22 protein-coding genes are annotated in these 20,849 nt (G+C 42.6%); 12 read left to right on the top strand and 10 right to left on the bottom strand.

Translation table 11 applies throughout. The features are described from left to right. Positions 1 to 29: 29 nt before the first annotated feature. A complete protein-coding gene (locus B4Q04_RS12895) occupies positions 30 to 491 on the bottom strand; it encodes an Lrp/AsnC family transcriptional regulator (protein ID WP_013991507.1) in 462 nt (153 codons plus the stop codon). 159 nt (positions 492 to 650) lie between these two features. Between B4Q04_RS12895 and metE the strand changes: the two genes are divergently transcribed. From metE to B4Q04_RS12875, 4 genes are all read left to right on the top strand, one after another. Then, positions 651 to 2,975 (top strand): 5-methyltetrahydropteroyltriglutamate--homocysteine S-methyltransferase, encoded by a 2,325-nt coding sequence (gene metE / locus B4Q04_RS12890; protein WP_088697049.1) that lies wholly within the window; start codon positions 651 to 653, stop codon positions 2,973 to 2,975. A gap of 86 nt (positions 2,976 to 3,061) precedes the next feature. After that, positions 3,062 to 4,615 (top strand): NAD(P)/FAD-dependent oxidoreductase, encoded by a 1,554-nt coding sequence (locus tag B4Q04_RS12885; protein WP_013991509.1) that lies wholly within the window; start codon positions 3,062 to 3,064, stop codon positions 4,613 to 4,615. A gap of 56 nt (positions 4,616 to 4,671) precedes the next feature. Continuing rightward, on the top strand, positions 4,672 to 5,973 hold the full coding sequence (locus B4Q04_RS12880; RefSeq protein WP_013991510.1) for a DEAD/DEAH box helicase: 1,302 nt from the start codon (positions 4,672 to 4,674) through the stop codon (positions 5,971 to 5,973). Between the two features lie 199 nt (positions 5,974 to 6,172). Then, a complete protein-coding gene (locus B4Q04_RS12875) occupies positions 6,173 to 7,006 on the top strand; it encodes an endonuclease/exonuclease/phosphatase family protein (protein ID WP_013991512.1) in 834 nt (277 codons plus the stop codon). A gap of 67 nt (positions 7,007 to 7,073) precedes the next feature. Here the strand turns inward: B4Q04_RS12875 and B4Q04_RS12870 are convergent, their stop codons facing one another. Continuing rightward, positions 7,074 to 7,904, bottom strand: a complete 831-nt coding sequence (locus tag B4Q04_RS12870; RefSeq protein ID WP_013991513.1) for an alpha/beta fold hydrolase — start codon at positions 7,902 to 7,904, stop codon at positions 7,074 to 7,076. Between the two features lie 140 nt (positions 7,905 to 8,044). Here B4Q04_RS12870 and B4Q04_RS12865 point away from each other — a divergent pair, with 140 nt between their 5' ends. Then, positions 8,045 to 8,650 (top strand): FMN-binding negative transcriptional regulator, encoded by a 606-nt coding sequence (locus B4Q04_RS12865; protein WP_013991514.1) that lies wholly within the window; start codon positions 8,045 to 8,047, stop codon positions 8,648 to 8,650. Between the two features lie 8 nt (positions 8,651 to 8,658). Here B4Q04_RS12865 and B4Q04_RS12860 read toward each other — a convergent pair whose 3' ends face one another. Both B4Q04_RS12860 and B4Q04_RS12855 read right to left on the bottom strand, forming a co-directional pair. Next, positions 8,659 to 9,588, bottom strand: coding sequence for an NAD-dependent epimerase/dehydratase family protein (locus tag B4Q04_RS12860; protein WP_236631019.1), 930 nt, complete (start codon positions 9,586 to 9,588; stop codon positions 8,659 to 8,661). Between the two features lie 308 nt (positions 9,589 to 9,896). Then, complete coding sequence (locus B4Q04_RS12855) at positions 9,897 to 10,376, bottom strand: Dps family protein (protein WP_013991516.1); 480 nt, start codon at positions 10,374 to 10,376, stop codon at positions 9,897 to 9,899. Between the two features lie 107 nt (positions 10,377 to 10,483). On the opposite strand from B4Q04_RS12855, the gene B4Q04_RS12850 reads away from it, so the two are divergent. After that, complete coding sequence (locus tag B4Q04_RS12850; RefSeq protein WP_013991517.1) at positions 10,484 to 11,422, top strand: LysR substrate-binding domain-containing protein; 939 nt, start codon at positions 10,484 to 10,486, stop codon at positions 11,420 to 11,422. An 84-nt stretch (positions 11,423 to 11,506) separates the two neighbouring features. Here B4Q04_RS12850 and B4Q04_RS12845 read toward each other — a convergent pair whose 3' ends face one another. Continuing rightward, positions 11,507 to 11,704 carry a hypothetical protein gene (locus B4Q04_RS12845; protein WP_046287259.1) on the bottom strand — a complete coding sequence of 66 codons (198 nt, stop codon included), beginning with the start codon at positions 11,702 to 11,704 and terminating at the stop codon, positions 11,507 to 11,509. 155 nt (positions 11,705 to 11,859) lie between these two features. On the opposite strand from B4Q04_RS12845, the gene B4Q04_RS12840 reads away from it, so the two are divergent. Then, positions 11,860 to 13,119, top strand: a complete 1,260-nt coding sequence (locus B4Q04_RS12840; protein ID WP_088697173.1) for a D-alanyl-D-alanine carboxypeptidase/D-alanyl-D-alanine-endopeptidase — start codon at positions 11,860 to 11,862, stop codon at positions 13,117 to 13,119. Between the two features lie 23 nt (positions 13,120 to 13,142). On the opposite strand, the gene nudK is transcribed toward B4Q04_RS12840, so the two are convergent. From nudK to B4Q04_RS12815, 5 genes are all read right to left on the bottom strand, one after another. Next, positions 13,143 to 13,727 carry a GDP-mannose pyrophosphatase NudK gene (gene nudK / locus B4Q04_RS12835; protein ID WP_013991520.1) on the bottom strand — a complete coding sequence of 195 codons (585 nt, stop codon included), beginning with the start codon at positions 13,725 to 13,727 and terminating at the stop codon, positions 13,143 to 13,145. A 55-nt stretch (positions 13,728 to 13,782) separates the two neighbouring features. Next, positions 13,783 to 14,202: a two-component system response regulator gene (locus B4Q04_RS12830; protein WP_013991521.1), complete on the bottom strand. Its 420-nt coding sequence runs from the start codon at positions 14,200 to 14,202 to the stop codon at positions 13,783 to 13,785. 97 nt (positions 14,203 to 14,299) lie between these two features. Then, positions 14,300 to 14,956 carry a DUF2461 domain-containing protein gene (locus B4Q04_RS12825; protein ID WP_088697048.1) on the bottom strand — a complete coding sequence of 219 codons (657 nt, stop codon included), beginning with the start codon at positions 14,954 to 14,956 and terminating at the stop codon, positions 14,300 to 14,302. Between the two features lie 65 nt (positions 14,957 to 15,021). Continuing rightward, the gene (locus B4Q04_RS12820; RefSeq protein ID WP_013991523.1) at positions 15,022 to 15,819 is read right to left on the bottom strand and encodes a TIGR00266 family protein; all 798 of its coding nucleotides are present in this window, start codon (positions 15,817 to 15,819) and stop codon (positions 15,022 to 15,024) included. Between the two features lie 74 nt (positions 15,820 to 15,893). Further along, positions 15,894 to 16,349, bottom strand: a complete 456-nt coding sequence (locus B4Q04_RS12815; RefSeq protein ID WP_088697047.1) for a DUF4442 domain-containing protein — start codon at positions 16,347 to 16,349, stop codon at positions 15,894 to 15,896. A gap of 133 nt (positions 16,350 to 16,482) precedes the next feature. Between B4Q04_RS12815 and B4Q04_RS12810 the strand changes: the two genes are divergently transcribed. The 5 genes from B4Q04_RS12810 to B4Q04_RS12790 all read left to right on the top strand — a co-directional run bounded on the left by B4Q04_RS12810 (position 16,483) and on the right by B4Q04_RS12790 (position 20,718). Then, positions 16,483 to 16,962, top strand: a complete 480-nt coding sequence (locus B4Q04_RS12810; RefSeq protein ID WP_088697046.1) for a DUF4870 domain-containing protein — start codon at positions 16,483 to 16,485, stop codon at positions 16,960 to 16,962. Continuing rightward, the gene (locus B4Q04_RS12805) at positions 16,962 to 17,414 is read left to right on the top strand and encodes a nuclear transport factor 2 family protein (RefSeq protein ID WP_088697045.1); all 453 of its coding nucleotides are present in this window, start codon (positions 16,962 to 16,964) and stop codon (positions 17,412 to 17,414) included. The genes B4Q04_RS12810 and B4Q04_RS12805 overlap by 1 nt, the downstream gene beginning before the upstream one ends. Positions 17,415 to 17,629: 215 nt before the next feature. Then, a complete protein-coding gene (locus B4Q04_RS12800; RefSeq protein WP_046287670.1) occupies positions 17,630 to 17,959 on the top strand; it encodes a PadR family transcriptional regulator in 330 nt (109 codons plus the stop codon). Between the two features lie 64 nt (positions 17,960 to 18,023). Beyond that, entirely contained in the window at positions 18,024 to 19,865 is a 1,842-nt protein-coding gene (locus tag B4Q04_RS12795) for a PspC domain-containing protein (protein ID WP_088697044.1), read from the top strand. Positions 19,866 to 19,986: 121 nt separating this feature from the next. Then, entirely contained in the window at positions 19,987 to 20,718 is a 732-nt protein-coding gene (locus B4Q04_RS12790) for a head GIN domain-containing protein (protein WP_013991529.1), read from the top strand. Positions 20,719 to 20,849: the final 131 nt, after the last annotated feature.

Genomic DNA, 20,849 nt, shown 5'->3' with positions numbered 1-20,849 from the left:
AAACTGTGCCAAACTGCAATCTCCACCTACTAAAACGGAACACCGTACTCTTGTTTGATAGTACCGATAACAAATGTGCTATGGGCACTACCGATATTCTCGACCGCACCAAGCGTATTGATCACAAAGTCCTGATAATCTTTCATATCCCTGACCAGCACCTTGAGCTTGAAGTCATAATCGCCCGAAATGTTATAACATTCCATTACCTCCTTTATGGAACGGATATCCCGTACGAACTTATTACCAATTTCCTTGGTATGCTGTTTTAAGGTAATATCACAAAAAACAATGAGTCCCCGTCCTAGTTTTTCCTCATCGAGCAATGCCATATACTTTTTAATATAACCTTCTTTTTCCAGTTTTCGCACCCGCTCATAAACAGGTGTTGGTGACAAATTCACCATGGCGGCCAACTCTTTTGTAGTAATATTCGAGTTTTTCTGAAGCTGTTTTAACAATTCTAAATCGATCTGATCCAAATTTTCCATAGATAAATCTTCTTTTAAAAGTCCTATATCGATACTTTAATTTCTATTTAATCTTTAAAAATACGTATTTACAGTTAAATACTCTAAATACAATATACAATTACGGATAAATTACCCTAATCAATAGCTTTGCACAGATAATAATTCAAAAAACACAGCATGAAAACTACCAACCTCGGTTACCCCAGAATTGGACGTAAAAGAGAATTAAAAAAAGCCTTAGAGCAATATTGGTCGGGAAACACCACCATAGACCCCCTATTGGATACCGCTAAAACTATCAGAAAGGAGAATTGGCTGCTACAGAAGGAACAAGGCATAGACCTGATCCCGAGCAATGACTTTTCGCTTTACGACCAGGTATTGGACCTCACCACCACCTTGGGATGTATTCCCGAACGTTACGAAGCCTTGGTCAACACCCCTTCTTTCTCTAGCTACGACCTCTATTTCGCTATGGCGCGGGGAATTCAAAAAGACGGTATTGACATTACCGCCATGGAAATGACCAAATGGTTCGATACCAACTACCACTACATTGTACCCGAATTCACCAAGGATCAAGTTTTCAAGGTATCTGCTGACAAAATCATCAATGAATACAAAGAAGCCTTATCCTTAGACATCAAAACGAAACCCGTATTGATAGGCCCTGTTTCCTTTCTATTGTTAGGAAAAGAAAAGGAGGGCGGCTTCCACCGAATAGATTTATTAGAGCGCCTATTACCGGCCTACGAGAACATACTTCAGCAATTATCGGATGTTGATGCAGAATACGTTCAATTTGACGAGCCTTATCTAGCGCTTAATCTTACGGAAAAAGAACAAAGGGACATACACCATACGTATGCCAATTTCGTATCGAAATTCCCTGATCTAAAAATAACCGTAGCTAATTATTTTGATTGTTTTGGAGCGAATATCGACACTGCATTAGCCCTACCCGTACACACCTTACACCTAGACCTTGTACGCTGCCCGCTCCAACTCGACGATATTCTAGAGTCAAATAAACTAAATAGTTACACCCATTTATCCCTAGGAGTAGTCGATGGTCGTAATATTTGGAAAAACAACTTTGAAGAATCGTTAAAACTGATTCAAAAAGCGGTTGACCATCTGGGAAGCGATCGTATACTCATCGCTCCTTCATGCTCGTTGTTGCATTCACCTTGCGACCTAGACCTAGAGACCAAGGAAGAAAATCTAAGCGCGGAAATCAAACAATGGCTGGCCTTCGCCAAGCAAAAATTAGGGGAAGTCGCCACGCTTAAAGCCTTGGCCAATAAGGAAAACCTTTCCGATAGCCTTGAAAAACTCCGAAAAAACAGCGAGGTACATGCCTACAAAAAAACGGCAGGCCTTATCCACAATCAAAAAGTAAAGCAAAGGGTAAGTTCCCTAACCCCGAAAGACGACCAAAGGGAAAGCCCTTTCCCGGTTCGACAAAAAATTCAAAAAGAAGCCTTAGGCCTTCCGCTCTTCCCTACGACCACCATCGGTTCTTTTCCCCAAACCAAAGAAGTGCGTAGCTGGAGGGCGAATTTCAAAAAAGGGAACCTATCTGCCGAAGAATACAATACCCTTCTTGAAAAAGAAACCCAAGAGACCATTGAATTCCAAGAACGTACAGGCCTTGATGTACTTGTGCACGGAGAGTTCGAAAGAAACGACATGGTTGAGTATTTTGGAGAGCAATTAAACGGTTTTGCCTTTACCAGCTTTGGCTGGGTACAGAGTTATGGCAGCAGATGTGTCAAGCCTCCCATCATTTACGGCGATGTATCCCGGGAAGCCCCTATGACCGTTAAATGGTCGGCTTTTGCCCAATCATTGACCGAAAAACCCGTAAAAGGAATGTTGACCGGCCCCGTTACCATCTTACAATGGTCCTTTGTCCGTAACGACCAACCACGTTCTGAAACCTGTACACAGATCGCCTTGGCCATACGGGACGAAGTAGTAGACTTGGAAAAGGCCGGCTTGAAAGTGATACAAATCGATGAGCCTGCTATCCGTGAAGGACTTCCGTTGCGAAAAGAAGATTGGAACACCTATTTGGATTGGGCCATTAAAGCCTTTAGGATTTCCGCCAGCGGGGTCAAGGACGAAACACAGATACACACCCACATGTGTTACTCCGAGTTCAACGATATCATCTCGAATATAGCCGATATGGATGCCGATGTGATTACCATTGAGTGTTCAAGGTCTCAAATGGAGCTATTAGACGTTTTCGCGACCTTTAAATACCCGAACGAGATCGGACCTGGCGTATACGACATCCACTCGCCCCGGGTTCCAGAACGCGCCGAAATGGTGGCCTTGATAGAAAAAGCCGCCAAGCAGATTCCAACGGAACAACTTTGGATTAACCCCGATTGTGGATTAAAAACAAGGCACTGGCCAGAAACCAGGGAGGCCCTGATAGAAATGGTGGCCGCAGCCAGGGAGTGCCGAGAGAAAAATATGGTCTTGGCATAATCCACTTCGGTCGATTTTATAAAAAATGCATCCTACAATTCGTGGGATGCATTTTTTTATATCATAAAGCGCAGTAGCTTTGCACCATGGTCAGAAGAATTCAGTTACGGGTATCGCTAAAAGAGGAAAGCCAGCCCAACATCCTCTTAAAAAAAACCGCCAAGTATTTGAGCGAAGATGAGAAGAACATCACCATTAAAGTGCTGCGAAAATCCATCGACGCCCGAAAACCGTCTATTTACTTCAATTACAAGATGGAGGTCTACATTAACGAGAAACCTTCAAAAACGCCCGACTACGAATTCAAGTACCTAGACGTTTCCAAGGCCAAAGAAGTGCATATCATAGGCTTCGGCCCAGCAGGTATGTGGGCCGCACTGCGTTGCTTGGAGCTAGGATACAAACCTGTTGTTCTCGAACGCGGAAACAACGTTCAAGACCGACGGCGAGACCTAAAGGCGATTAACCAAGACCATAGGGTAAACGAAGATTCCAACTATTGTTTTGGCGAAGGTGGTGCCGGCACCTATTCCGATGGCAAGCTATACACCCGAAGCCTGAAGAGAGGTGACGTACGCCGAATTTTTGAAAGCTTGGTACACCACGGGGCCACCGACCAAATTTTAATCGATGCGCATCCGCATATCGGCACCAATAAGCTCCCTAAAATCGTACAGAATATTCGAGAAACCATAATCGAACATGGCGGCGAGGTACATTTCAACACCCGACTGACCAATTTTACCGTAAAGGACAATAAGATCAAAAGCCTTCAATTGCAAAATGGCAATGAAATGAAGGTAAACCGGGTGATTCTGGCCACAGGGCACTCGGCCCGTGACATCTATTATTTGTTGAACGACAAAAAAATCAGCCTTAAGGCCAAATCTTTCGCCATGGGCGTTCGCGTAGAGCATCCACAGCAAATCATCGATTCCATTCAATACCATTGTTCCGGAGAGCGCAACGAACTGCTTCCCGCAGCGGCCTATAGCTTGGTAGAACAAGTGAAGAACCGCGGAGTGTATTCTTTCTGTATGTGTCCCGGCGGATTTATCGTTCCAGCGGCAACCGCCCCGGGGGAAGTCGTCGTAAACGGCATGTCTCCCTCCAAACGAAACAACAAATTTGCCAATTCGGGTATTGTAGTTGAAATCAATGCCGATGAAGATCTTTACAAATATGAACATTTTGGGGTTTTAAAAGGATTGGAATACCAGAAGGATTTAGAGCGATTGGCTTTTACCGCAGGCGGAAGGACGCAAACCGCACCCGCCCAGCGTTTGACCGATTTTGTGGAAGGGAAGCTATCGGCAGACCTCAACCCTACCTCCTACCAACCCGGATTGAATTCCGCCCCCCTCCACTCCTTACTGCCCAAGCTTATCGGCGGAAGGCTTCGACAAGGTTTTAAGGCCTTTGGGGACAAAATGAAGGGATATTATACGAACGAGGCCAATATCGTAGGGGTGGAGTCGCGCACTTCGTCACCTGTAAACATTCCCAGAAATGAAAAATTGGAGCATCCTGAGATCGAAGGCCTATTTCCCTGTGGTGAGGGCGGCGGTTATGCAGGAGGCATCGTTTCGGCCGCAATGGACGGAGAGCGCTGTGCGGAAGCAGCCACGGCAGGTCTATAACAGGCCTATACGGTTATCCAAACATTCGCCGTATCTTTGCCACTTATTAAATATACATGACATTTAAAGATTTAGGTATTGCTTTGCCTATACTCAAAGCTATTGAGGAACAAGGATATACGAATCCAACCCCCATTCAGGAACAAGCCATTCCCATTTTACTAAACAAAAAAGACCTTTTAGGCGTAGCGCAGACAGGAACCGGAAAGACAGCTGCCTTCAGTATTCCGATCATACACCATTTGCACAACAACCCAGAGCAGACCAAAGGCAAGCGGCGTATACGAACGCTCATTGTAACCCCGACTAGGGAACTCGCCATTCAAATAGCCGATAACTTTACCGCATACAGCAAGTATACGCATGTTAAAAATACCGTCATTTTTGGCGGTGTAAAACAGCAGCGACAAGTCAATGCCCTACGTAACGGTGTTGATGCGCTTATTGCCACCCCCGGAAGGTTATTAGACCTAATGAACCAAAACATTATCTCCCTAAGGGATATCGAGTTTGTAGTCTTGGACGAAGCCGACCAAATGCTCGACATGGGTTTTATTCACGATATCAAAAAAATTATCGCGAAGCTTCCCAAGCAAAGACAGTCCCTTTTCTTTTCCGCCACCATGCCGACCAGTATCGTGGAATTATCAAAAACGCTTTTGGGCGCATTTGAAAGGGTGACCATAAAACCACAACAGGCGACTGCCGAGAAAGTTGACCAAGGTCTCTTTTTTGTAAGCAAGTTGAACAAACCTAAATTATTGGTCCACCTGATCAACGAAAGACCCTCGGATTCGGTTCTGGTATTTTCACGTACCAAACACGGCGCCAATAAAATAGTCAAAAAACTATCGCAGGCCGATATCAAGTCGGCCGCCATACATGGCAATAAATCACAGACCGCCAGACAAAAGGCTTTGGGCGATTTTAAAGACGGTAAACTACGCGTATTGATCGCCACGGATATTGCCGCAAGGGGAATAGATGTTGAAGACCTTTCCTTGGTCATCAATTACGATCTGCCAAACGTGCCCGAAACCTACGTACACCGTATCGGAAGAACAGGAAGGGCCAGCGCCAGTGGTATAGCCCTTTCCTTTTGTGACAGGGAAGAGCGCCCATATTTAAAGGACATCGAAAAACTCATTAAACAACAGGTGCCGCGTATGCCGGAACACCAATTTACCGATGGGGATGACGAACCAGCTGCCGAAGAGGAAAAAAGGCCCCAGCAGAGACCTAATCCGAACCGTTCAAGGAACAACAATAGAAACAGAAATAGAAATCGCTCGGGAAACTCGAACAACAGAAGTGCGAACAATCGCAACAACTCAAGTAGACCGCGTAGAGACGATTAAATTAGCGTCGTCCATAATTTTGAACCACTAGAATTACCGCAAGAAGATCTCGATTCCAATAGGCGTCTTTTTCTTCTTACGGTTTTTCTTTTCCAGGCTTCATGGAAGCCAAAAAAATAATGGTTTAATATGTTTTTCTTAAGAAATATAAAATGGGAAATACTTAAATTGCCCCTATATACCAATACCACAATATCAAATGGCCTTAAGAACTATTTTCTTTTCATTTCTTTTTCTGGCCTTGTACACAGTGCAAGCCCAAGACCTCAAGGTAATGAGCTACAACATTAAATTTGACAACGTAAACGACACCGTTAACAATTGGAACGACCGTAAAACGGACATGGTGAAGCTTTTAAAGCATTATGCCCCGGAATTTATCGGCATGCAAGAGGTCTTGTACCGCCAATTGACTTATTTGGATGGCGCATTGGAAGATTACAACTCCATTGGTGTAGGCCGGGACGACGGAAAAAAGAAAGGGGAATTTTCCCCCATTCTATACAACAGTAAAAAATTCAAACTCATCCGATCCAACACCTTTTGGCTCTCTCCCACCCCCGATAAGATCAGTGTAGGATGGGATGCTGCCATGGAGCGGATCTGCACCTACGGATTGTTCGAAAACAAGGCGAACAAACAACGCTTTTGGGTATTCAACACCCATTTTGACCACATCGGTACCGAGGCCCGTGAAAGGTCGGCAGCGCTTATCGTTAAGAAAATCAAGGAAATCAACACGGATAAAATCCCCGTGGTCCTTACGGGCGATTTCAATTTAGAACCTGATACAAAGCCTATCCAATTTCTGAAAAAAGAAATGACAGACGGCCAAGAAGCCTCACTTCAACCGCTTTATGGCCCTACAGGAACCTTTAGCGGCTTTGACCATAAACGCATACTTGACCGACGCATCGACTATATCTTTATTGAAGGGCTCACCGTACTATCGTACATTCACATTGATGACCGTATGGAAAACAACAAACACATTTCCGACCATCTGCCGATACTGGCAACACTTAAAAAATAGCCCGTACAAGCGCATAAAAAAGCCCGCACCTTATCAGGTTCGGGCTTTTTTCATTAAAAACCTTCCCTTACTTCTTTAAAAAAGAAATCAGAAGTTCGTTCAACTCATCGGCATGAGTCAAGTTCAGTCCATGAGGCCCACCTTTAATTACTTCATACTGATTATCCTTGATTCCTTTTGCGGCCTGATCAGCGGAAGTCGCCTGGGGCACGGTAGCATCCGCATCACCATGAACAATAAGTGTTGGTACGGTAACATTCTTCAATTCAGGTCTAAAATCGGTATGCATCCATGCCAAGGCAGCTTGGATCGTAGCCCTGGGGGAAGCGTGTGACGCGATACTGAAATCATAATCAAGCTGTGCCTCACTCATTCTATCCGTATTATCCTCATAGTTATAAAATCCTTTGTGGAAATTCTTCAAAAAACCAACTCTGTCTTTCTGCAATGCTTCTTTTATTCCATCCAAAACTTCTTCCGGAACGCCATCAGGGTTATCTTCTTTCTTCTTTACCAATGGAATTATAGAGCTTATTAAAGCTGCTTTTGCAATTTTGTCCGCCCCATAATCAGTGAAGTAACGTACTACTTCCCCTCCACCCATAGAAAAGCCAACAATTACCACATTGTCTAAATTCAAATCTTCAATAATGGTATTTAGATCGCTGGCAAGTGCAGAATAATCGTAATCTCCCCACGGTGCCGAAGATGCCCCAAAACCTCTTCTATCATATGATATGCACCTATAACCTTCCTCTACAATTTTCCAAACCTGCTGCTCCCACGCCTTATGACTTAAAGGCCATCCGTGAATGAGTATAACCGGTTGCCCAGAACCATAATCCTCATAATAAATATCTACAGTTTCTTTTCCTTTTTTGTTCTTTATAAATGGCATATATTTATTTTTAAAGTGAATTTAAATTTACGGAATGTTTGTAATAGACTTTGCTTCAATCGCATTAATATTCGCATTAAAAAATACTTTTACAATTTCTTAAAACACAGTTTCAAAAGAACTGACAATTAACTTAGCTTATGTTTATTCCTAACCATCACCGTAATGAAAATGCTTCAGAAATTAGAGCGTTCCTAAAAGCGAACAGTTTTGGCATTCTCGTAAGCCAATATCAAAACAAACCTTGGGCAACGCACATTCCCTTAGAACTAGAGGTAAACAAAGAAGGAAAAGAAGTGCTCACGGCCCACATTGCCAAAGCCAACCCGCAATGGCACGAGTTTGACCAAAACGAAGAAGTACTATGTATCTTTAACGGACCGCATTCCTATATTTCCTCATCTTGGTACAAGGATGAAGAAGTACCTACTTGGGACTATATCGCCGTTCATGTCTATGGAAAATTGAGCATATTGAGCGAAGAAGAAGTCATGGCCTCCATGCACCGCTTGGTCGACAAATACGAAGCCCATTCGAAAGAACCTATTTCCCTGAAGAAGATGTCGCCCCACACACTAAAACAAGTGAAAGGCGTTATAGGCTTTGAGATCGAGATCACCGATATTCAAGCGCAGTACAAACTGTCGCGCAACCGCAAACAAGACCACCCGAAAATCATTGCCGAGCTTGAAGACACCAAAAACCCGATGAGTATAGCCATTGCCAAAGCCATCAAGAAGGAGTAGAAGGCAGGTTAAAGCGATTTATACGCTTGGAGTATCCGTTCTATTTGACGGTTCTTGTCTTCATTGACAATTTTGTGTTCGGGGTTTTCATCAAACCACTTTAAGGTTCTTTTGATTCCTTCGGAAAAAGGAATCGTCGCCTTAAAACCAGGAACAAAAGTCTTGATCTTGCTATTGTCAAAAATGACGCTTTCCCCCTTATCCGCCAATAAAGTTCCCGTAAACAAGGGTTCTATCTTACAGATAAAATCAGAAGCAATGTGCACTACCCTAGCTTCAAAACCAAGTGCATCGGCAAAAATCCTATAAATCATGTTCCAACTGAGTATTTCGTCGGAAGTGATATGAAAGGCATGTCCAATGGCTGTGGTGAGGCCCAACAGACCTACAAAACCCTTTGCAAAATCGTCGGCATGGGTCACCGTCCACAAAGACGTACCGTCTCCGTGAACGATAATTTCCTTTCCCTTAATGATGCGGTCGGCAGTGGTATACTCCCTAAAACCGCCAATAGCGATGGGTATTACGGTATCATAGGTCAAAGAGGGGCGTACGATTGTTACAGGGAAACCTTTTTCCCTATAGGCTTGCATCAGGCGGTCCTCGCACCGGATCTTATTCTGTGAATAATCCCATAAATTATTGCACAGCGGTGTAGATTCGGTTATTATCGGATACTGCAAAGGAGTTTGGTAACACGACGCAGAACTAATAAAAATGTATTGCTTCGTTTTACCATGAAACAATGTAATATCCCGTTCTATATCCTCTGGGGTAAAAGCGATCCAATTTACGACCACGTCCCAACTGTGCTTTTGCAGTTCAGACAGTTCTTCCGGTTTGTTTATATCGCCATAAATTGTCTGAACCCCAGTTAGGCCACCTTTCTTGGTCCCTCGGTTTAGATGATACAGATCTATCCCCTTTTCAAGCGCCAAACGGCTAGAGGCCGTGCTAATGTTCCCTGTCCCCCTATAAATAAAATCTTCATTACCCTATCGATTAAATGTTGTTCGAATATAAACATAAGCAAGCATATTCAGATAAGGGTTTACAAGTGAAATAACACACGCTTACACTTAAATCCCAATTCAGAGGAAGCAAAAGAGACGAAGCGCTTGCTTTCTACACCTAGGCTTGCCTTGATTTTAATCCTTTGACACAAAAAAGCCGGAAGAAGAAAAATAAAAAAATCCCCAACGGATTCTAGTTCCATCGGGGATTTTTAAGGCTATAAACGCCTATACTATATTTCTTCGGCCAACCAAGCTTTCATCATCCAAACGGTCTTTTCTTGACCTGTGATAAAATCACTCATCATAGAGTTGGTTCCTTCATCACCTGATTTATCGGAAGCGTCTAAAATGCGTCTTTCTATAACCAAAAGCTCTTTTAGGGAATCTACGATCAAACGAATAGCTTCTTCATCTTTGGTAATATTCTTTCCTACCGGGACTTTTGAACTTTCAATATAATCTTCAAAGGTATGTAAAGGCACTCCCCCAAGAGTCAATATACGCTCGGCAATTTCATCTACATTAAGGTTGGCCTCGTTGTAAAGCTCTTCAAACTTTGGATGGAGTTCAAAAAAGCGTTTTCCTTTAATATTCCAATGGATACCTCTTAAATTTTGGTAATAACGCTGAAAATTAGCCAACAATTCGTTCAAGTCCTCACTCAATGATTTTGAGTCTTTTTCACTTAATCCTATGCTATTTAGTTTCATGGTTTCTGTTGTTTAAATTATAGTATAAAGGTACGCAATATTAGCCCCCTTATCATGATTGATATCATTGATAGTTTTTATATTTTTATCATTCGAACTTATAGCAAATGACAATTACCCAACTACAATATGTACTGGCCGTTGCCGAGTACAAGAATTTCACATTAGCAGCAGAAAAAAGCTTTGTCACCCAACCTACATTAAGCATGCAGGTTCAAAAACTGGAAGACGAACTCGACGTCTTGATTTTTGACAGGAGCAAAAAGCCCATTTCCATTACGGAAGTAGGCGAAAAAATAGTGGCCCAGGCCAAAAACATTGTAAACGAAGCCAGCAGGATCAAAGATGTCGTCGACCAAGAAAAAGGGTTTATTGGCGGTGATTATACTTTGGGAATCATCCCTACCATTATGCCGACCTTACTGCCCATGTTTCTAAAAACCTTTATCAACAAATACCCCAAGGTAAACTTGATCATAAAGGAACAGAGTACGGAGACCCTTATCCGCAATATTCAAGACGGCCATATCGATGCCGCAATTGCCGCTACGCCTTTGGAAATAGAATTTATCAAGGAAAGACCCTTGTATTACGAGCCTTTCGTAGGCTACGTACCCCAAGAACACCGTCTTGGCAAGGCCGTGACCATAACCCCGGAAGACCTAGACATCAATGATGTACTCTTACTACAAGACGGGCATTGCTTCAGGGATAATGTCATCAACCTGTGCAAGGCCCCGAGAAATCTCGGTCAAGAGGCATTTCGTTTGGAAAGCGGCAGTTTTGAAACCTTGATCAATCTCGCCGATGAAAACCTGGGTATGACGTTATTGCCCTATTTGAACACTTTGGTCTTGGACGAAAAAAAGAAAGAGAAATTAAAGTACTTTGAAAAACCGTCGCCCGCACGTGAAATCAGCTTGATCTACCATAAGAGCGAACTTAAGATACAAATAACGAATGCCCTAAGGGAAGTGATATCGAGTGTCGTACGAGGCGCCATTGCCTTTCAGGACGTTAAAATTATCAGTCCTATCAACAAATAGCTCCCCTATCACAAACGATTGTGCTATGATGGGATATGATAGTTGCTTTACAAAAAAAAAGCCCTCTGGATCAGAGGGCTTTTATTATGCTTTTAAATAGATAAGAGTTTGTTTTAGTTCTGGTTTATCGGTGATGTATTGCTGTAACCAGAGTTTGAGTTCATCTACTTCCTCGGGAAGTAACCTAGTAACTGCTTTTTGTAATTCTTTGATGAACAATTTTGTGTCAAAACTAACTTTTTTCAATACTGTTTTAGAGTACTCAAGCATAGCTCTAGCCATATTTCAAAATGTTTAAGTTATTAGTTGTCTAAGAGATATTCTCTCCTTATAAAGTTAAACAATTATGCATTTACTATATTGCATGTGTGTTGTTAAATGTTAGCCAAATTCTTGTTAAACACATGTATAACGGGCTCTTACACATGTCAAAAATCATGAAAAAAATTTTAATCGCCTTCTCGATAGCTATTTTCATAACTAGTTGTTCTTCATACAAAAAGACCCTCAAAAAGCAGACCGACCCCATTCTTTCGTCTACTTTTTACCAAAACCAGTTTACGGGACTATTGGTTTTCGACCCCGAAAACAGGGACACCCTCTATGCCTACCAAAGTAAGAAATACTTTACCCCTGCAAGCAACACCAAGATCTTCACCTTATTCGCTTCGCTTCAATTGCTGCCCGATAAAGTTCCTACCCTCAAATATTGGCAACAGGGCAAGAAACTTTACGTTCAAGGCACCGGAGACCCGGCGGCCCTACATCCTTACTTTAAGGATAGTACGGCCCTAAACTTTCTAAAGCGCCACGCCAACATAGAACTCGACCTGAACAATCTTGAGGGGGAAAAGCTAGGTCAAGGTTGGGCATGGGACGACTACGACTATTACTACCAGCCCGAAATGACCCCAATGCCACTTTACGGCAATGTCGTGAGCATCTCACGGACCAAGGTAATACCCGAATTATTTAAAGGGAACATCGTACGCAATTGGCATCGCAGAAACAGGGATTTGGAAAAGAACACCTTTTACGTTGCGCCTTCTAGAAGAGACACCGTAGAAATACCCTATAGAACCGATTCCGTCCTGACCAAAAAGTTACTGGAAGCGGCCTTAAACAAGAACATCAGCCTAGGCAAGCCCGCTTATACCCCTAAGAAAGAAACCTTGTACGGCATACCCACCGATTCGCTTTACGTACGGATGATGCATGAGAGCGATAATTTTATCGCCGAACAACTCTTAATCCTGGCCTCTTCCACCCTATCGGACACCCTTAGCGGTAAAAAAGCCCGAGATTACGTTTTGGAAAACTATTTACAGGACCTTCGTCAAGCCCCAAGATGGGTAGACGGATCAGGCCTATCACGTTACAACCTGTTTACTCCCGAAGCTATGGTAAATGTGCTCGATAAACTATACCAAAGTATGGCCCGAAAAAGGCTGTTTGCCATTTTTCCCGAGAACGGGGTTTCAGGGACCTTAAAAGGATGGGATTACGATGGAGGGGTACCGAAACTCTATGCAAAGTCAGGAAGCTTAAGCAATAACTACTGTTTAAGCGGCTACCTCATTACCCGATCGGGCAAGACTTTGATTTTTAGTTTTATGAACAATCATTATAGGCAGCCTACCTCCGAAGTAAAAAAGCGAATGCAACAGGTGCTACGTCAGGTTGCGGAAACCTATTAGATTAGTATCGTTCTCAGGAAATACTATTCCAATAATTTGTGGATTGCGGCGTACTGTAGCAAAAGAATGGTCTTGGCATCTTTGATCTCGCCGGAAGCGATCATGGCCATTGCCGTTTCGAACGGGTACTCGAGCACCTCAATATTTTCGGTCTCGTCTTCCGCTCCTCCGCCTACACCTACTTTCATTTTTTCTTCGTAGGCGCCTATAAAAAAGTGAAGGATCTCGGTAACCGAACCCGGTGACATATAGGATTCGAATACCTTTTCCACATTGTCGACCTGATAGCCCGTTTCTTCCTCTACTTCTTTCTTGATGCAATCTTCCGGATTATCACCATCTAAAAGTCCGGCACAGACCTCGATCATCATTCCATTTGAGTTCCCGTTGATATAGGTCGGCATTCGGAATTGACGGGTAAGAACCACTGTACCTTTTCTTTGGTTATAAAGTAAAATTGCGGCTCCATTCCCCCTATCGTAGGCCTCTCTTTCCTGAGTTTCCCAAGAACCGTCTTCTTTTTGGTAATCGTATACATATTTGTTGAGTGTATACCAATTATCGGAGAGCACTTCTTTTTTTATATTCTTAATACTGCCGTTTTTCACCGTGTTGATCTATGGGTTTGTTCGGGCCGAAACGGCCCATGAAAGATGTAATAAATTAAATGGCATTTTCCTTTTCACCAAAAATACGGCCTAAGGCCCTTTTAGAAATAGGTTTATCAAAATAGCCCTTCACCTCTGAATGCTGCTTTGCCCGCTGCCTTTCCTTAGTACTTAAAAATGCGGATAGTATATAAATGTCGGTTTTTTTAACATGCATAGGCAATTCTTCAAATTTCTCCAAAAACTCCCAACCATCCATTTTTGGCATCACAAGATCCAATAAAATAATATCGGGAAGCTCTTCGGCCCCTTCAAGACTATCATGTAAAATTTTCAAAGCGACCTCCGCACTGTCAAAATCCAATACGGTATAAGGTTTGCCCAGTTGCTCTATTCCGTATCTGGCAGCAAATAGTGAGACGAGATCATCGTCTATTATCCAAACCCGTAGCTGTTTAAAGTCTTGTAGTTCCATATCCCCCCTAAAATATAACAAGAAAAACCTTTCAAATCTAGAGATTGATCTCTAAATACCTCAAAAGTATGCAAAACGATTAATTTAAGCGCTATCATCATACCACTGTTACCGCTTTATTGAGATATCTTCTAAAAGGGAGCATTTCTTTGTACACATTTATAATTTTCTCTTCGAAATCACCCCTAAACACTTCATTAGTAGCAAACTCGTGTGCCACGGCAAAGGTTTTATTTCTCAAAAAATCAATGTATTTATGGTCATTGGGGAATCCTTTGGGCGCTTTTACGAGTTTGACATCTTCATACAGGCCTCCGAAGGTGTTTTTAAACGACTTTTTCTCAACAATCTTCTTTAGGTTTTCCCCATCATAATCAATGGCATCTCGTATACTTTTCAATGTTGCCGCATCGGGTCGCCAAAAGCCGCCTGCCATGATACATCTTTCTATACCGATTTCAATATAAAAATCGCCCGTAAGCGGTCTTTTGTCCAAGCCTGCCCCAAAATGGTCTTTATACACCGGTTTATTGGGGTGAAACATGAGGTTGTTATTGATTCTGTTGATTCCTTTTTTGCCTGGTGTATCAAAATACTCCGCATCGATTTCGGCCAAGCTAAGGTTCATATGGTCTAACCACTTTATAAAATCGTCCCGAACTTCCTTATACCAATTCCTATTGGCATCCATCCATTCTTTGGAATTGTTTGTATTGAGTGCCTTTAAAAATTCTACCAGGTTTTTAAAATCCATCTAAATTCAGCGCCATTGCGCTTTTTCATTATATATGTTCTACGCTGTATCGGTTTGTGCTTTGGCTAAAACCGATTGTCACCTCCGACAATATCGCCAAGGGTTCCCAGAATACTTCCTTCCCCTTTATCTTTCCCTCCTTTTGGAATCGAGGCCAATACCCTACCGGCAAGTCTGCTGAACGGCAAGGATTGGATATATACGGTACCCGGCCCCCTTAAGGTAGCAAAGAAAAGTCCTTCTCCCCCAAAAATGGTGTTTTTTATTCCGCCCACGAACTCTATATCGTAATCTACGGTTTGCGAGAACCCCACAATACAACCGGTATCTACTTTTAGTATTTCGCCAGCTGCCAATTCCTTTTTTGCCATGGTACCTCCGGCATGGACAAAAGCCAAACCATCGCCTTCCAATTTTTGCATAATGAAACCTTCTCCTCCAAATAAACCTCTACCCAATTTCTTGGAAAATTCGATACCCACCGATACTCCTTTTGCCGCACACAGGAAGGCATCTTTTTGGCAGATGAACTTGCCTTGTTTTTCCGAAAGGTCTATAGGAAGGATTTTCCCAGGATAGGGAGAGGCAAAACTCACCTGTCTTTTTCCCTGTCCTATATTTAAAAAGGCCGTCATAAAAAGGCTTTCACCGGTCAAGATCCGTTTTCCAGCGGAAAAAATCTTGCCGAGAACCCCGGTATCTTGGTTGGAGCCATCCCCAAAAATAGTATCCATCTTTATATCGGAATCCATCATCATAAAACTTCCTGCCTCGGCCACTACGGCTTCTTGCGGGTCTAGTTCTATCTCTACGTATTGCATTTCTTCACCGTAAATCTGGTAATCGATTTCATGTGCGTTCATTTCTTATTCGTTTTTTCGTTGATGATTGTTAGTTAACTTTTGACGGGAAAATGTTACAATAAAATGGGAAAAAATTATTGTTTTACCCGTATCGTCCACTCAAATTTAAAAGTAGACACCACTACCCCATCTTCATTTACCCCAACGGACTTCATCCAAAAGGCTTGTCCTTCACCCGTAGCCAAGGTTTTGTCTATGGCCTCTTTGATCAAATGACCGTCTTCACAGGTAAACGTAATCTTACCGGTCGCCTTCTTAGAAAAATTGGCGGTGTTATTCGCCACGAGCATCGATATCTTTTTTCCGCTTTCCTTGATCTGGGCGATGACCATGGCCCCGGTACTTAGTTCGGCGGCCATCCCTTGTACCGCCCAAAACATACTTTTAAACGGGTTTTGGTTGAACCATTTGTGCTTTACCGTTACCACTGCCTTGGTTTTATCGATATAGCGCAACCGCACCCCACACCACCACGCAGAGGGTAACTTAAAGAATGTAAATGTGTTGAACTTGCCCGTAGATACTGCCATTGTGTTATATATTTTTCCTAAATGTATATATTTTTTTCGTCTTTTCAATTGTTAATTCTATGTTAATATTCAGTACTTTGTTTTGCATAGTACCTTCTTTTAGACATATATTTGCATAAGAAATTACTAAGTCATGGAAAGTACACTAACAAAACACGAACGGAATTTAGCTGCCATGCTACACGCCTCGGCCTTTTCTAAATTCTTTATTCCCTTCGGCAATTTTATTATACCCTTGGTATTATGGACGGCCAACAGAAGGGACTATGCCTTTGTAGATTATAACGGTAAGCAGGTTTTGAACTTTCAAATTAGCCTACTACTCTACTCTATCGTATTGGGTGCTATCAGTATACCGCTTTTCGCCGGCTTATTTCCTGGATTACTGAACGGTAGTCTTTTGGGTTTAGACCATTTGAACGACTACAACAACCTTAACATAGACTTTAGTCAGAGTTTTAATCTTAGTGGTTGGCTCTTTCCTTTGGGCATGGCCGGACTGGCGCACGGCGCTCTCTTTGTCGTTAATGTAGTCTACACCATTTTAGCCGTTATCCGTACCAACGAAGGCCAAGAGTTTACCTACCCCCTCACCATAAAATTTTTAAAATAATGAAGCTATACGTCGTCATCACCTTGATTCTTTTACTTTCCGGTTTTTCGGACATGACGGCGCAGCCTGTTATCGAAGCATCCTTAAAGGAAACCATAACCCAATTAGACCGTACCTACTTTGAAGCGTATAACAGCTGCAATATGGAAAAGCAAGCTGAAATGTACGCCGAAGACATAGAGTTCTATCACGACAAAGGAGGTTTGACCACCTCGAAACAAGATTTACTCGATAGTTTAAAGAAAAACATTTGCGGAAAGGTAACACGAGAGTTGGTAGAAGGCAGTATTGAAGTCTACCCCATTAACGAATACGGCGCCGTAGAAATTGGTTTTCACAAATTTCACAACAACGAGGAAGCCGACGCCATATCAGAACCGGGCAAGTTTATTATTATATGGAAAAAGACCGAAGCCATCTGGAAAATTACGAGGGTCATTAGCCTTCATTAGCATAAAAAAGGTACTCATCATACCTGATCAAAAAGGAGTTTATTCATCAATCAATTTACCCTGGTTCCGCAACAAGGGCCCCACTAATCACGGGGCGATAACCTCAGCGGAACCAGAGTAGACAAAAAACGAACAATCACACTATGCAGGGTACCATTTACGAACAGACACGTTCCCCCAATTTTAAGGAACTGCATAAAAAGCAAAACGAAATTATGAATGTAGAAAATACAAAAGCACAGATGCGCAAGGGCGTTTTGGAGTACTGTATTTTGTCTATCTTAAACGGAAAAGACAAATACGCCTCTGAAATTCTCGCCACGCTGAAAGATGCTAAAATGCTTGTCGTAGAGGGCACCATTTATCCTCTGCTAACCCGATTAAAAAATGCGGGACTTCTCAGTTATCGTTGGGAAGAATCAACTTCCGGCCCACCGAGAAAGTACTACGCCCTGACAGAAAAAGGTAAGCTTTTCCTAAAGGAACTGGACAGTACGTGGGACGAGCTAAGAACAGCTACAAATTTGGTAACCAACAATCAATAAACCTAAAAAAACCGCCCTGTAACAGCAACCCCCTTACGGGCTTACAGCGAAAAAAAGACTAAAAATGAACAAAACTATAAACATTAATCTAGCGAATATGCTCTTCCATATGGATGAAGATGCATACAACAAAATGCAGCGCTACCTAGAGTCGGTAAAGCGCTCTTTCGCCAATACCCCGGGCAGTGACGAAATACTGGCCGATATTGAGGCGCGTATAGCCGAACTCTTCCATGAGAAGCTCGACAACGAGCGCCAGGTCATTACCATAAAACAGGTAGACGAGGTAATCGCCATCATGGGGCAGCCTGAAGATTATATGGTGGACGAAGATATCTTTGAAGACGAACCCCATACGGGAAGAACGAATTCCGATCATAGAAAATCAAAGAAACTATACCGCGATACCGAACAGAAATACGTTGCCGGTGTATCTTCGGGTTTGGCCCACTACTTTAATATCGACCCTTTGTGGATCCGTCTTTTATGGGTACTTCTGACCATAGGTTCTACCGGTGGGTTTATCCTGATCTATGGCCTACTTTGGTTATTGATCCCTGAAGCCGCCACAACTGCGCAAAAATTGGATATGCGGGGGGAGGACGTCAACATCAGCAATATAGAACGCAAGGTCAAGGAAGGCTTTGATGATGTTGCCCAAAAAATTAAGAGCGTTGATTATGAAGGTGTAGGTAACAAGGTAAAAAGCGGAGGTAAGTCGTTTTTTGACACCCTTGGGGACATTATCATGTTCTTCTTTAAGGTCATCGGAAAGTTCATTGGCATTATCTTGATCATTATCGGGGCCTCGACTATCATAGGCCTTTTTATAGGCATGATAACCGTGGGTATTTCCGATATGGTTCAGATACCTGGCCTTAATATGTACAATCTGGTAGATGCCAGTAACATGCCCATTTGGCTCGTATCCATACTCGGTTTCTTAGCCATAGGCATTCCGTTTTTCTTCCTTTTGTATTTAGGTTTGAAAATTTTGGTCAACAACTTAAAGTCCATCGGTAATATTGCGAAGTTCTCTTTATTGGGACTCTGGTTGATCTCGATTATCATGCTCATTGTCTTTGGTATCAAACAAGCTGCCGCAAGAGCCTACTCAGACACTTCCGAGCTTACCGAAGACCTTTATTTTAGAGACCTAACGGATACATTGGACATTCAGGTAGTAGCCTACGATACCCGGTTCAGGAACAAAAGAAGGGTTGAATTGGACGGACTCACCATTACGCGTAATGAAGCCGGAGAAGAGGTTATGGTTCTTGACGACGTCAGCTTTTATATTGAACGTTCACGAGACTCGATAGCCAAAATAGAAATCGTTAAGGAATCCGATGGTTCTTCCTTTAAAAAAGCCGAAGAATTGGCCGAAAAGATCAGTTACGAATACAAAATAGAAGGCAATACCTTGTTGCTCGAAGACTTTTTGACCACCGCCCGTCAGAACAAAATCATGAACCAAGAAGTACGGGTAAACATATTCATACCTGCGGGTGCCCTTTTAAAGTACAACAAAGAAAGTGGTTTTAACTGCTGGAGGTTCCATGCCAAAAATGATAGGGACCTTGACGGTTGCGAAATTAAGGGCGAGATATGGAAAATGGGTACCGACGGGGAGTTAAAATGTCAAGAATGCCCAGAAATATCAGATATTGAAGAAGACGACGGCAATGGAAGGAACAAGATCAGAATAAACAAAAACGGCATCGATATCGATATTCAAGACGACGGTGAATCTTTCAAAATGAAAATTGATGAAGAAGGGGTGCAAATAAAGGCCCATGAAAACGATGCCAATGGAAAAAACGAAATCAACATAAATGAAGATGGCATCAACATAGACGTTGATGACAATCATCCAGAACCAGAAGCACCTGATCCAAAAATTTAAACCAGGGCACCCTATTGGCCCAGTGTAATCAATTCAGCAACAACATTTGACATTTGAGTCTGAAAATCTGGCCAAAACACAACATATAGTGCAATTTTACATCAATCTTAAAACAACGATCATGACAACTTTAATTCGTATTGCAATAGCATTTTTGGTAGCGCTATTTTTATCTTCTTGCGGTTTTGACATAAACCTCGGGGATTTTGGCGCGGGAGAAAAGGGTAACGGAACCGTGGTAACCGACAAACGGGATATTACGGACGAATTCACAAAGGTATCGGCTTCGGAAGGCCTAGCCGTCTACGTGACGCAATCTAAAGAGTTCGACATAAAAGTAGAGGCGGACGAAAATATCATAGACCTCATTGCCACGGACATTAAAAACGGGAAATTACGTATCCACGCCAAACAGAATATAGGCCGTGCCACTAAAAACGTATATGTCTCACTTCCGGTCATTTCAAATTTAAGTGCCTCTAGCGGATCGCGGATACAGACCGAAAAAGCCCTTAAAAGTGATAATCTTGACATAGACGGTAGCAGCGGGGCCCAAATCAATATTCAATTGGTTGCCGATGCCTTGGAAATAGACGCCAGCAGTGGCGCTAACCTCAACATATCGGGACAAGCCAACCGGGCTGACGTAGATGTGAGCAGTGGAGCCAATATCAACGCCAAAAATCTATCGATCCAGACCTGTTCGGCAGATGCCAGCAGCGGCGGAAACATTAAGATCCATGTATCGAAATCGCTTATAGCCGATGCTAGTAGCGGAGGTAACATAGCCTATTCGGGCAATGCCAGCGTAAAAACTAAAAAATCGGTTTCAGGTAGCGTACACAAGTATTAAGGCCACATTACATACAACCACCAATGCAAGCTGTCGAATTTTCGGCAGCTTGTTTTTGGTTTAACCCCAGATCAGGCTTCATCTTTTTAACTTTTCAAAAAAAAGCCGCAAGACCGGCACAATCCTTTTTT

Source organism: Zobellia sp. OII3 (assembly GCF_002211465.1).
GTDB classification, from domain to species: Bacteria; Bacteroidota; Bacteroidia; order Flavobacteriales; family Flavobacteriaceae; genus Zobellia; species Zobellia galactanivorans.
Note: the sequence above shows the minus strand (reverse complement) of the source record. Positions and strands in the feature narration are given on the sequence as shown.

Coding starts and splice junctions, on each gene's coding strand:
- B4Q04_RS12895 (WP_013991507.1), bottom strand. CDS start 491: ATGGAAAATTTGGATCAGATCGATTTAGAATTGTTAAAACAGCTTCAG.
- metE (WP_088697049.1), top strand. CDS start 651: ATGAAAACTACCAACCTCGGTTACCCCAGAATTGGACGTAAAAGAGAA.
- B4Q04_RS12885 (WP_013991509.1), top strand. CDS start 3,062: ATGGTCAGAAGAATTCAGTTACGGGTATCGCTAAAAGAGGAAAGCCAG.
- B4Q04_RS12880 (WP_013991510.1), top strand. CDS start 4,672: ATGACATTTAAAGATTTAGGTATTGCTTTGCCTATACTCAAAGCTATT.
- B4Q04_RS12875 (WP_013991512.1), top strand. CDS start 6,173: ATGGCCTTAAGAACTATTTTCTTTTCATTTCTTTTTCTGGCCTTGTAC.
- B4Q04_RS12870 (WP_013991513.1), bottom strand. CDS start 7,904: ATGCCATTTATAAAGAACAAAAAAGGAAAAGAAACTGTAGATATTTAT.
- B4Q04_RS12865 (WP_013991514.1), top strand. CDS start 8,045: ATGTTTATTCCTAACCATCACCGTAATGAAAATGCTTCAGAAATTAGA.
- B4Q04_RS12855 (WP_013991516.1), bottom strand. CDS start 10,376: ATGAAACTAAATAGCATAGGATTAAGTGAAAAAGACTCAAAATCATTG.
- B4Q04_RS12850 (WP_013991517.1), top strand. CDS start 10,484: ATGACAATTACCCAACTACAATATGTACTGGCCGTTGCCGAGTACAAG.
- B4Q04_RS12845 (WP_046287259.1), bottom strand. CDS start 11,704: ATGGCTAGAGCTATGCTTGAGTACTCTAAAACAGTATTGAAAAAAGTT.
- B4Q04_RS12840 (WP_088697173.1), top strand. CDS start 11,860: ATGAAAAAAATTTTAATCGCCTTCTCGATAGCTATTTTCATAACTAGT.
- B4Q04_RS12830 (WP_013991521.1), bottom strand. CDS start 14,202: ATGGAACTACAAGACTTTAAACAGCTACGGGTTTGGATAATAGACGAT.
- B4Q04_RS12825 (WP_088697048.1), bottom strand. CDS start 14,956: ATGGATTTTAAAAACCTGGTAGAATTTTTAAAGGCACTCAATACAAAC.
- B4Q04_RS12820 (WP_013991523.1), bottom strand. CDS start 15,819: ATGAACGCACATGAAATCGATTACCAGATTTACGGTGAAGAAATGCAA.
- B4Q04_RS12815 (WP_088697047.1), bottom strand. CDS start 16,349: ATGGCAGTATCTACGGGCAAGTTCAACACATTTACATTCTTTAAGTTA.
- B4Q04_RS12810 (WP_088697046.1), top strand. CDS start 16,483: ATGGAAAGTACACTAACAAAACACGAACGGAATTTAGCTGCCATGCTA.
- B4Q04_RS12805 (WP_088697045.1), top strand. CDS start 16,962: ATGAAGCTATACGTCGTCATCACCTTGATTCTTTTACTTTCCGGTTTT.
- B4Q04_RS12800 (WP_046287670.1), top strand. CDS start 17,630: ATGAATGTAGAAAATACAAAAGCACAGATGCGCAAGGGCGTTTTGGAG.
- B4Q04_RS12795 (WP_088697044.1), top strand. CDS start 18,024: ATGAACAAAACTATAAACATTAATCTAGCGAATATGCTCTTCCATATG.
- B4Q04_RS12790 (WP_013991529.1), top strand. CDS start 19,987: ATGACAACTTTAATTCGTATTGCAATAGCATTTTTGGTAGCGCTATTT.